Here is a 13893-nt window from a genome sequence, read left to right on the forward strand (position 1 = left end):
TTATTATGCAAATATATCATCTAAATCTGATGATTCTAAATCCACAACATCTGAGCACATAGGAATTGAAGATATACGCTGCTGTGGATTCTTTGTTATATTCTCCAATATTGTTTGGTAATCTTCACTTATACACTGAATAGTTTTATCATCAAATAAGTCTGTTTTATATTCAAAAGATGCATTTAAGCCATCTTTTTTTTCTTCAATTGATAAATATAAATCAAATTTTGCACTTTCATTGTGTACTTCTATTGACCTTAAAGTTAATTCAGGCAGCTTTATTACTTTTGCTGGTGTATTTTGCAAAGAAAACATCACTTGAAATAAAGGAGATACATCAGCATGTCTTTCTGGTTTCAATTTTTCAACTATTTTTTCAAAAGGAATATCTTGATGCATATATGCCTCTAATGCAACCTCACGAACTTTAAATAATAATTCATCAAAGGTTGGATTACCACTAAGGTCAGTACGTAAGACTAACGTATTCACAAAAAATCCTATTAATTTTTCAACTTCACTTCTATTTCGATTGGCAATAGGTGTTCCAATTATAATATCTGTTTGTTCTGTATAGCGATATAATAATGTTTTAAATGCAGCTAATAATGTCATAAATAAAGTTGTTCCTTTTTTCCTACTTAATTCTTTTAAAATATCACTTAGCTGTTTTGATATACTAAATTCATAAACAGCTCCTACATTTTTATTGTTTTGCATACTCTTATTATTTGTTGATAACTCTAGTATAGGCAGTTTACCACTTAGTTTTCTTTGCCAATATCCAATTCCTTTTTCTAATAATTCACCTTGTAGCCATTTACGCTGCCACAGTGTGAAATCTGCATACTGTATTGGTAAATCTGCTAACAAACATTCTTTATTTTCTTTTATATAAGCTGTATAAAATGCTTGTAACTCATGTAACATATTTCCTATAGACCAACCATCACAAATTATATGGTGCATATTTATAATTAAAATATATTCTTTGTCTTTTAACCATAATAAATTTACTTTTAATAATGGTCCCTTTGATAAGTCGAATACTTCCTTTACTTTTTCTTTACATATGTTAAAGGCTAAATCTTCAACTTCATTTTGCGAATAACTCCTTAAATCTGAAATATCTATTTTTATTTTTTTACTAGAGTCAATTACTTGTACTGCTTCACCATCTATTTCTCTAAAAGTAGTTCTAAATATTTCATGTCTATTAATAACTTTATTAAAACTATCTTCTAATGCTTTTAATTTCAAGTTGCCATTCATTCTCATAATTTTAGGCACATTATATAATGGACTATTTGGTTCAAGCTGATTATAAAACCATAATCGCTGCTGAGCAAATGATAATGGTAAGGTTTTATTATAATCAAATTTTTTTAATTCTAATATTTTAATTCCTTGACCTTTTTTCATTTCTTTTTGAACTTTACGAGATAACGAAGCTATAGTTGTATATTCAAATACATCACTAATTGGTAAATCTACTTTAAAACTACTTCGAATTTTAGAAATAAGACGAGTTGCAAGTAATGAATGTCCTCCTAATTCAAAAAATTCATCATCTACACCTACATTTTCAGCTTTTAAAATATCTGTCCATATATTCATCATTAATTCTTCTATCCAATTACTAGGTTCATTATTATTACTTAAATTTATTTGTTCACCTTTAATTCTCACGAGTTCTTTTTTGTCTATTTTGCCATTTGTAGTTAATGGTATCTTATCTATAATAGTAAACTTTGTAGGAATCATATATGCTGGTAATTTAGATTTAATATAATTTTTCAACTCTTCCTGTTTAATTTTTAATCCTTCCCTAACAACCAAATATGATACAAGTTGATCTCCTATAGATTTATCTTTTTTCACCAAAACAACTGCTGATTTTATTGATTTGAATTTTTCAAGTACAATTTTAATTTCACCTAGTTCAATTCTATATCCCCTAATTTTTACTTGATTGTCCATTCTACCTAAAAATTCTATATTCCCATCTGGAAGCCATTTTACTAAATCTCCCGTTCTATACATTTTTGTACCATCATTAAATGGGTTATTAATAAATTTTCTCTCCGTAAGTCCATGGCTATTAAGATACCCTATTGATAATCCATTTCCTGATATACATAATTCTCCCCGCACCCCTAAAGGCTGTAAATTCAAATTGTTATCAACGATATATACATTAACGTTTGCTATAGGTTTACCTATAGGTATGCTAATGATATGTTTTAATTTATTATAATCTACTGAATATACTGTTGTTATATCACAACATTCTGTAGGTCCATAAACATTCGTTATTACAGGCATATTGTCTTCAAACTTATTTAAGAAATTCATTACTTCCGTATGAGATAAACTTTCTCCCCCTATTAAGAATTCCTTTAACTTTGTGTCTTTTATTGTAAGCTTCAATTCTGATAACATCTTTAAGTGCATAGGTGTACCGTCTGTAATTTCAATTGAATTTTTAATATAATAATTTAGCAACTCATATCCACTTAAACGCACATCTTCTGGAACTATATATAAACTATGTCCTAATAGTAACGAAGGAAATATTTGCTTTACAGAAGCATCAAAAACATATGGAGCTACCAATGATATATTTAGTCTGTTTTGATATTTCTTATAGATTTTTTCTTCTAACCCATATACCAAATTTACAACATTATTGTTTTTAATCATTACTCCTTTTGGTTTTCCCGTACTCCCTGATGTATATATAACATATACTAAACTATCTTGATTACTGAAAGAAGACAAATTAGTGGTGTCTTGATTAAGTGCGCTATCATCATCAACAATAACAGTCTCTATGTCAAAATCATAACTTTTAGTATTGATTAAAATATTTTGTGTTAAAAGTATTTTGGCATTACTGTCATTCAGCATATATTTTATTCTTGTTGTAGGGTATTTGGGATCAACAGGCAAATATGCTCCGCCCGCTTTAAGTACACTCAATATACACACAATCATTTCAACTGATCTTTCTGTCATTATTGCTACAACATCATTATGCTTTATATTCTTATCTCTTAATGTTCTTGCTAATTTATTAACTTTTTCGTTAAGCTCTTTATATGTGATTTTATCATCTTCGTATATTACTGCTATTTCATCAGGTATTTTTTTTGCCTGCTCTTCAAATAGTTCATGAACTGTTTTGTTAGTTGGATACGCTATTTTTGTATTATTAAAATTACACAATATTCGCTTTCTTTCATTATCGGTTATCATGTTTATATCGTTAAGCTTAATAGTCGAATTCTCAGCTATTGCATTTAATATATTTATAAAATAATCTTTTAGTCTTTTTACAGTTTCTATTTTAAATAAGCTAATACTGCACTCTAGATTGAATTTCATGCCTTTTTCTTGTACTAATGCCCTTAGCAGAATATCAAATTTAGATGTTCCTGTTTTAAATTCATATGGTATGATTTTTAATCCTTCTAGTTCCAATCCTCTTGTATCCAAATTTTGCAGCACAAACATTGTATCAAATAAAGGATTTCTGCTCATGTCTCTTTTAATTTTAAGTTTTTCTACTAACTCTTCAAATTGATAATCTTGATTTTCATATGCCTTTAGTGAATTTTCCTGTACTTCTTTTAATAATTCTATGAATGTTTTATCTCCGTTAGGATAATTTCTCATAGCTAATGAATTTATAAACACACCAATAATATTTTCTAAATCATCATGCTGTCTTCCAGCTATCGGACTTCCTATTATAATATCTTCTTGTCCTGTATATTTATAAAGCAGTATATTGTATGCTGCCAGTAGGATCATATATAACGTTATATTATTTTCTTTTGCTATGTTTAGTAGCTTTTGTTTTAATTCGTTGTCTATTGCAAAGTCAATACAATGACCTTCAAAACCTTGTACAGATGGTCTTTTGTAATCTGTTGGCAAATTTAAAATAGGTAATTCTCCTTTAAATTTTTCTAACCAATATTTTTCCTGCTCTTTAAAGTATGCTGTTTGAAATTGTTCCTGCTGCCACAACACATAATCCTTATATTGTATATTTACTTTGTCTAGTTTTTCTCCATTATATAACTTAGAAAGTTCCGATTTTAAGATTGTCGATGATACTCCATCTGATATAATATGATGCATATCTATCATAAGAATATATTTTTCTTTATCTACTTTTACTAAACCTACCCTAACTAAAGGAGCTTTTTCTAAATTAAATGGTCTTACAAATTCTCTAGCAATATTGGTGATACTAGCATTGTTTTCCTCATTTGCATTATTTAATTCTTGATACTCTATTTCAAAATCTATTTTTTCATTTATTATTTGTACAGGCTGTTCTTTTCTTATATCAAAGCTTGTCCTTAAACTTTCATGCCTATATATTAATTCTTTAAATACCTTTTTAAGTTTTAATATATCTAGTTTACCTTCTACATTAAATACTGATGGCATATTATAGTTAGTAGTATTTTTATTGATTTGATTTATTGCATACATTCTTTTTTGAGCAGAGGACAATGGATAATATGCTTTTTTTTCAACCTTTCTTATAGAGCTATATATATTTTTTTTAGCATTATCAATACACTTAGATATTTCTTTTATGGTTGATGCTGTAAATATCTCTTGCATTTGTATTTGTACGTTAAATTCCTTATGAATCTTTGATATCAGAATTGTTGCTTTTAATGAATGTCCTCCTAAATCAAAGAAATTATCATTTATTCCTATTTTATTTAGTCCCAATATCTCTTTATATATACTCACTAATTTCTTTTGAGTTTCATTTGTTGGAGCTTCATATTCTATTCCTGTAGTCATGATTGTATTTAAATTCATTAATGCTGTTCTATCAATTTTCCCGTTCGATTTCAGTGGTATTTCTTTTATTTGTACAAAATAAGATGGAATCATATAGTTAGGTAACTCACTCGATAAAAATTCTCTAAGACTTGATACAGTTAATTCTTTCTTTGCTACTATATATCCACATAAGTACTTATCACCTTTTTCATCTTGTCTTGCTAGTACTACAGCTTTTTCTATAACTTCATGTTTTAAAAGGCTATTTTCTATTTCTCCAAGTTCTATTCTAAAACCCCTTATTTTTATTTGGTTATCTATTCTTCCCAAAAACTCTATTTTACCATCTGGTAGCCATCTAGCTAAATCTCCTGTTCTATACATTTTTACTCCATGTTCAAATGGATTCAAAATAAATTTTTCTTCTGTAAGTTGTGGCCTGTTCAAATAACCTCTTGATAACCCATCTCCTGATATACATAGTTCACCAGGTACTCCTATTGGTTGTAGTTTTAAGTCTTTATTTGTAATATATACCTTAGCATTTGTTATAGGTTTTCCTATCGGCATATTTACCATATGTTTTAGTTTTTCATATTTTACAGTATACGTAGTTGTTATATCACAACATTCTGTTGGACCATATACGTTTGTTATAATAGGCTTATAATTTTTAAATTTATCTATGAATTTTTTTACTATTTTAGGTGATAAACTTTCTCCTCCTATTACAAACTCTTTTAGTTTTCCATCTTCAATTATTTGATTTGATTCTAATAACATCTTTATATGAGTAGGTGTTCCATCTGTGATTTCTATTGAATTTTCAATATAATACTTCATAAGATTATTCCCATTTAATCTAACATGCTCAGGTACTATAAACAAACTATGTCCTAATAATAATGAAGGAAATATCTGGTTTACAGATGCATCAAATACATACGGTGCAACTAATGCGATTTTAAGATTATCATTATATTTGTTATAAATCCTTTCTTGCAACCCATGTATTAAATGTACAACATTATAGTTCTTTATCATTACCCCTTTTGGCTTACCTGTGCTTCCGGATGTATATATTACATATACTAAACTATCTTGATTACCGATACTACACAAATTAGTCCCATCTTGACTAAGAATAATTTCATCCTCGACAATAACCATCTCTATTCCAAAATTATCATCTTCCATATTGATTAAATCTTTTTGTGTTAGAAGTATTTTGACATTACTATCTTTTATCATGTATGTTATTCTTGCTTTTGGGTATTGTGGATCAATTGGCATATATGCTCCGCCAGCTTTAAGCACCGCCATTATACACACTATCATATCTATTGATCTTTCTAGCATTACAGCTACTACTTCATCTGCTTTTACTCCTTTTAGCCGCAATATCCTTGCTATTTGATTAGCTTTTTCATTGAGTTCTTTATAAGTTATCTTCTTATCTTCGTATACTACTGCTATTTCTTCTGGTGTTTTTTCCACTTGTTCTTCAAATAATTCATGTACTGTCTTCTCCTTTGGATAAAAAGACTTTGTATTATTGAACTCTGTCAGCATCTGATTTTTTTCTTCTTGTGTTAATACATCTATTTCATTAATTTTAATCTCAGGATTATTAGCTATTTGATTTAATAAATTTATAAAATGCTTATTTAGCCTATATATTGTTTCTTTTTTATATAATTTAGTGCAGTAATCTAAATTGAAAGATATACCGTTTTCTACTTCTACTGCTTCTAATGTCATATCAAATTTTGATGAGTCTTTTTTTACACCACGCTCACTTATTATTAAATCATTTAATTGTACTTTTTTCACACTGTTATTCTGCATTACAAACATTGTGTCAAATAATGGATTTCTGCTTGCATTTCTTTTTATATTTAGCTTTGATACTAAATCATCAAATTGATAATCCTGATTTTTAAATGCTTTTAGAGTATTTTCTTTTACTTGTAATAGAAATTCTTTAAAAGTCTTATCTGCTTTTGGATAATTTCTCATGACTAATGTATTCACGAACATCCCTACTACATTTTCTAAGTCTGAGTGAGTTCTGCCCACTATTGGACTACCGATTACTATATCCTCTTGTCCTGTATATTTGTACAGCAATGTATTGTAAGCTGCTAGTAAAATCATATATAATGTTGCATTATGTTCTTTTGCAATTTTTTGCAACTGTTCTTTTGTTTCTTTATCTATATCAAAAGTAACACTATCTCCTTCAAAACTTTGAATCTTTGGTCTTTGATAATCTGTTGGCATATTTAATATTGGTATTTCTCCTTTAAATAATTCTAGCCAATATTCTTTCTGTTTTTTATATTTATCTGTTTTCACTTGTTCTTTCTGCCACATAACATAATCTTTGTATTGAATTCTTTGATGTGGTAATTCTTTTAAGCAATATAGTTTTATTAATTCTGATGTTAAAATTTCTTGTGATACTCCATCTGATATTATATGATGTATATCTGTAATAAGTATATGTGTATTGCTGTCTATTTTTATAAGTTTTGCTCTAAACAATGGTGCTTTGCTTAAATCAAACGGTCTAATAAATTTATTTATCATATTATCTATGTTTTCTCTTATTGCTTTGTCTTCTAAATTATCTAAATCAAAGTATTCTATATCAAAATCCACATAGCAATTTATTTTCTGCATGGGTTCATCTTCTATTGTATGAAAACTTATTCTCAAACCTTCGTGTCTATTAATTAATGCTTTTAAAGCATCTTTTAATCTTTCTTTATCTAATTTTCCATTAAGATTGAATACTGACGTTGTATTATAATTTGTACTATCTTTATTAAATCTACTTAGGATAAACATTCTTTTTTGAGCTGGTGACAATTCATAATATTCTTTTTTTTCTACTGATTTTAACGAATAATATTTTTCTTCATTTAAGTTCATTACATATTGAGACATTTCTTTTATTGTTGGAACATTAAATATTTCATTTACTGATATTGATATATTTAATTCCTTATGAATCTTTGATATCAGTATCATTGCTTTTAATGAATGTCCTCCTAAATCAAAGAAATTATCATTTATGCCTATCTTGTTTATATTTAGTGTTTTTTCCCATATTTTTACTAATTTTTTTTGAATTTCATCTTCTGGTGCCGCATATTCTAATGCTTTATTTACTTCAACTTTAATTTCGAGCAGTGTTTTTTTATCAATTTTACCATTTGATGTTAATGGTAATGTATTTAGCTGTGTAATATATGAAGGTATCATATAGTCAGGCAGTTCTTTGGACAAATATTCTCTAATATTTACATGTGTCAATTCTTTTTTTGCTACTACATACGCACATAAAAACTTATTCTCATCTTCTTTTTTTGCCAATACTACAGCTTCATTTATGTCTTCATGTTTAATAAGTTTATTTTCTATTTCTCCAAGTTCTATTCTGTAACCCCTTATCTTAACTTGGTCATCTATTCTTCCTAAAAACTCTATATTACCATCTACACGCCATTTTGCCCTATCTCCTGTTTTGTACATTTTTTCGTTAGGCACAAATGGGTTGTCTATAAATCTTTCTTTTGTTAAATCCGGTCTATTTAAATAACCTCTTGCCAGTCCATCTCCACTTATATATATTTCTCCTTCTACTCCTATAGGAACTAAGCTTAACGATTTGTCAAGTATATACACTTCAGTATTATTAATAGGTTTTCCTATTGGAACTGATATACCATTTTGATTATTCTCACTATATTTATATACTATACAACCTACTGTTACTTCTGTTGGGCCGTATTCATTATAAATCTCTATTTCAGAATCAAACTTATTATTAATTTTTTTAGCTAACCGGTTCGTTAAATATTCTCCACCAATAATAAGCTTTTTGACGCTCCTTTTATTAATATCCAATTCACTTAAAATACTCAAATGTGCAGGTGTCATCTTTACAACATCTGCCCTTGAATAAATTATTTTTTCTAAAGGTAAATCATTTACATCATTATATATTATTATTGTTTTACCTGATAATAATGGTGTATATATCGATGTTACCGTTAAATCAAAAGCTATTGATGTAAATAACGGAAAATTACCTATACCATTTTCTAAATAATTCTCTTGAGCAAATTTTATATAATTTACAACTGATCTATGTTCTAGCATTACACCCTTAGGTTTACCTGTACTTCCTGAAGTATATATAACGTATATTAAGTCATTTGGATTATTTATATTATATAAATTTCTATTATCCTCTTTATAACTGCTTTTGTTTTTAACGTTAATTACATCTATGGGCAGATCTTTTATCAAATTTATTAAGCTATTTTGTGTCAATATTAATTTAGAATTACTATCTTTTAACATATACTCTATTCTTGATTTAGGGTATTTGTAATCAATAGGCAGATATGCACCTCCTGCTTTTAGTACAGCTATTATACATACTATCATTTCAATTGATCGCTCTAGCATTATTGCTACTATTTCATCTGTTTTTACTTGATTTTCTCTTAGAGTTCTTGCCAATTGATTCGCTCTTTGATTAAGCTCTCTATATGTTAATTTATTTTCTTCAAATATTACTGCTATTTCATCAGATGTTTTATCTACTTGTTCTTCGAATAGTTCATGTATTGTCTTATCTTTTGAGTAAAAATGCTTTGTATTATTAAAATCTATTAAAAGTTTGTTTTTCTCCGATTCTGATAAAATATATTTTTCTTTAGAATCATTATCAGAATTCTTTATTGTTTTTTTCTCTTTCATACTTATCCCCCATTACATAAACAACTCGTCTATTTCATCAAAATCTTGTAACTTAATTTGAGAAAGTCTGAGATTAGAATTTTCTACAAATTGATTTAATACAAACTCATACTGTTTAAAAAACTGATCTACTGTCTCTGCCTTGAACTTCATAGGATTATACATAACACGGAACCTAATCACGTCTGTTTCTTCAAACATTTCAATATGCAAATCCATTCGCCCTTGCGGATCATCTGATAATCTATTTTTATTTTGATTTCTTTTATTAATATCTGTTTGATTCTCTTTATCATAATATTTCAAATACAATTCATTATCTAACTTAACAACACTATCGTGTGCATTCTGTCCTACAAATACTACTGAATACAGTCCATGACTTACATTTAAATCCTGAAATACAAGATCTATAGGATAATCTTGATTTGCATATGCTTGTAATGCTGTCTGTTTTATATTCTCTAATATTTGCAAACAGTTAGGATTTCCATAGAATTTTGTTCTAATAGCAACAGGATTAACCATTAGTCCTAAAATACCTTCTAATTGAGGATGAGTTCTCCCTGAGGCAGGAGAACAAATCACTATATCATTTTTACCTGTTACTAATGCCATCCATGTTTTAAATCCCGCTAACAATGTTAAATGTAGTGTAGTTCTATGATAAGACGAAAACTCCTTTAATTTTGAAGTTAATTCTTTATTTATAACAGGTCGTCTAATAATCATAGGTTCATAATAATCCAACTCATCAGAAGGCAGCTTTGCCTGATCTTTAATATCTGATAACTTTTCTCTCCAATATTCTTTTTGTTCATTAATCTCTCCGGAATTTAAAATTTTTTCCTGCCAAGCTGTAAAATCAATATATTGTAATGTTTGGTTTAAATTTTTTATTTTTCCCTTATTACTACATACTTTATATAATTCGCTTAAATCATTCGTTAATACTTTAACTGACCAACTATCATATGAAATTGGATGTACACTGTGAATGAAAATATGTTTTTGTTCATTGAACTTATATAAATAAAATTTAAATAAAGGCCCATTTACAAAATCAAATGGAGTATTTTTTTCTGTATCAATCTTATCTGCTATAATTTCTTTTTGCTTTTTTTCATCTAAATCAGTCAAGTCATAATAATGACAAGGAATCTCTAATTCATTACGAATAACTTGATATGGTATACCATCAATTTCTTTGAATGTAGTACGTATAATATCATGTCTATCTACTAATTTATTTAAAGCTTGCATAAATACTTCTTTATTTAAATCTCCTTCAATTGCTGCTGCAAAAGCTACTCCACAAGCATTTTCAGGAGCAAATTGATACTTAAAATAGTACCTTTTTTGAGCATTTGATAGTGTATATATTTTTAATTCAGATGACATAGGAATAGATTTATTCATCAATGAATTACTTATGTTATTATTATTTTTTTCTAGTGTTTTATCAACTTCTACACTAAGCTTTTTAACAGTTAACGTTTGGAATAGCTTCCTTAGCGGTATTTTTATACCAAATTGCTTATTTACACGAGACATAATGCGTGTACCATCAAGCGAATGTCCCCCTAAATCAAAGAAATTATCATTTACTCCTATTTTGCTTATATTCATTGTTTCTTTCCATATATCCACAATTACTTTTTCGATATTCGTAAGTGCTGCTACATATTCTTCTTCTAAATTAGGTCTATCTTCTTTAGGATCTATTAATTTTTTTCTATCTATTTTGCCACTTGAAGTTTTAGGTAGTTTGTCCATACCTATAAATCTACCAGGAACCATATACTCAGGTAGTAACTCAGACATATATTGCCTTAAAGATTCTACTGACAATTTTTCTTTTACATCTTCATCAGTAGTTACATAATACGCTGAAAGTCTATATCCTTCTGAATGTTTATTAGCTACTACAGCACAATCTTTTATCAAATTATGACTTGCTAAAGCTGATTCTATCTCTCCAAGTTCTACACGCTGACCTCTAATTTTAACTTGATGATCTTTACGTCCTAAAAATTGTATCAAACCATTAGGTAAGTATCTTCCCTTGTCTCCCGTATTATACATAAGTGTTCCCTGTTTAAACGGGTTAGCAACAAAAACTTTTTCAGTCAATTCAGGACGATTCAAATAACCCCTTGCAAGTCCAATACCTCCTAAATACAAATCACCGGCTACTCCAATAGGTACTGGATTTAAATACTCATCTAATATATAAACTGCATTATTTGATATAGGTTTTCCAATTGATACAGGTGCATTTTCATTTGTATCACAATCTCTACAAACATAATGTGTTGAATCAATAGAAACCTCTGTAGCTCCCCATTGATTGTTTAAACTTACATTTTTAAACTTTTCCATAAAAGTTCGTACTAGCTCAGGACGCAACGCTTCGCCACTAGAAATGGTGTGCTTTAAATATTGCAACTTTTTGCTGTTGTCTTCATTTACAGCATCAAGAAATAACACCAACATACTTGGTACAAAATGCAACACCACTACATCATATTTTATTACCGCATCTAAGATTGCTTGTGGATCTTTGTGAAGTTCAGGCTCTAGCATAGCAATACGCCCTCCCACCATTAACGGCCAAAATATCTCAACAGCTGAATCATCAAATGTAAGAGTTGTTTTTTGTAAAACTGTTTCTCCTGTTTCTAATTTATACTGCTGCTGCATCCACATCATTCTATTTACCCAACCTTCATGAGTACTACATACTCCCTTTGGTTTACCAGTTGAACCTGATGTATAGTAAATTGAAATCAAATTTTTTGCAGATAACTCTATTTCAGGAGAAGATGAAGGATAATCATCGCTTAAACCTTCATCTATGTAAACATATATAGTATTATCTTTTTTAGGCAGCTTATTTAAAAGATGCTTTTGAGAGATGCAAACTAAGGCATGTGCATCATTAAAAATTTGTTCTTTCCTTATTACTGGTGCATTAACCTCCATTGGTAAATATGCTCCTCCTGCTTTTAATATACCCATTAATGCAACTATCATATCTACCGATCTTTCAATGCAAACACCAACTGGTACATCTGGTTTTACACCAAGTGACATTAAGCAATGTGCAAGTTTATTTGATTTTATATTAAGCTCTGAGTAACTTATTTTATCCTTGCCACATATTACAGCTGTCTGCTGTGGTGTTTTTAATACCTGTTCTTCAAATATATTATGTAGTGGCTTAACATTCGAATATACTATATTAGTGTCATTCCATTCATGTATTAATTTATTTCTCTCTTGATCGCTTAGCAATTTTATGGTTGATATCTTTTGCTTTTTATCTCTAATTACTCCCTTTAACAAATTAATATAGTGTTTCATCATCCTATGAATTGTTGTTTCTTCAAATAGGCTATTATTATATTCACAAATCATAGTAATTTCATCATTTTTGATTTCTTCTTTAACTATTATTTTTATTTCAAGATTAGGAAAATCTTTATCTATTTTATTAAAAATATATCTTATGTTTTTAGAACCTTCAAAAAAACCAAACATAGCCTGAATTAAATCATTATGTAATTGCAAAGTATCTTTTATTTTTTTAAATGGCATGTCCAAATTTTCACTACATTCTTTATATTCTTGACTAATTTTATGAAGTAATTCTTCAAAAGTTAAATTGGCATGCAGCTTTGATTTTAATATTATTGCATCATTATCATCATACTCTTCAGTTTTCATATTTATCATGCTATAGCCAAAAGCTATATCCTCTTGACCTGTGTATCGATAAAGTAAAATCCTAAATACAGTTAAAAGTAATATAAATGGTTCTTCATTAAGTTCTAAACATAAGTTTCGAATTGACTTTGCTAAATCGTCTTTAATAACCATACTCAATACTGAATTTTCAGATACTATATTTGGCTGTCTAGCATAATCCGTAGGCAATTCTAATTTATTCTTAATTTCTTTAAATTTTTTTTCCCAATACATGATTTTAGTTTTTGGTACTTCACTTTTGGTGAAATCTTCCACAATAGACACTCCTCACAATCTTTTTAGTTAATTAAACCCAGTTTATTCATAGAAAATTAAATACTTTTTATTAATGAAACTCATTCTTCGAATGAGTAAGCAATTCACATAAAATCAATAGATTTTAGTTCTCTGCTCATGTTTATAAGATATCCATTAACTTCTCGGCATACCAACTCGGTATGTCGAGAATACACTAAAATCTTCTAATTCAAAAACTTACAGCATATTATCGGGAGTTATATGAATAATCAGGGTTAAAAAATAATATAT

At 28.3% G+C, this 13893-nt stretch carries 2 protein-coding genes; both read right to left on the reverse strand.

What is annotated here, in order from left to right; all coding sequences use genetic code 11:
• Window positions 1-3: 3 nt before the first annotated feature.
• Window positions 4-9594: a non-ribosomal peptide synthetase gene (locus tag AYC61_RS10970; RefSeq protein ID WP_066501828.1), complete on the reverse strand. Its 9591-nt coding sequence runs from the start codon at window positions 9592-9594 to the stop codon at window positions 4-6.
• Between the two features lie 12 nt (window positions 9595-9606).
• A complete protein-coding gene (locus AYC61_RS10975; RefSeq protein ID WP_066501831.1) occupies window positions 9607-13620 on the reverse strand; it encodes a non-ribosomal peptide synthetase in 4014 nt (1337 codons plus the stop codon).
• Between the last annotated feature and the right edge of the window lie 273 nt (window positions 13621-13893).

This window comes from Abyssisolibacter fermentans (assembly GCF_001559865.1).
In the GTDB taxonomy this organism is placed as follows: Bacteria; Bacillota; Clostridia; order Tissierellales; family MCWD3; genus Abyssisolibacter; species Abyssisolibacter fermentans.

Excerpts from the sequence above, each read along its gene's own strand:
- AYC61_RS10970 (WP_066501828.1), bottom strand. The coding sequence starts at position 9,594 with ATGAAAGAGAAAAAAACAATAAAGAATTCTGATAATGATTCTAAAGAA.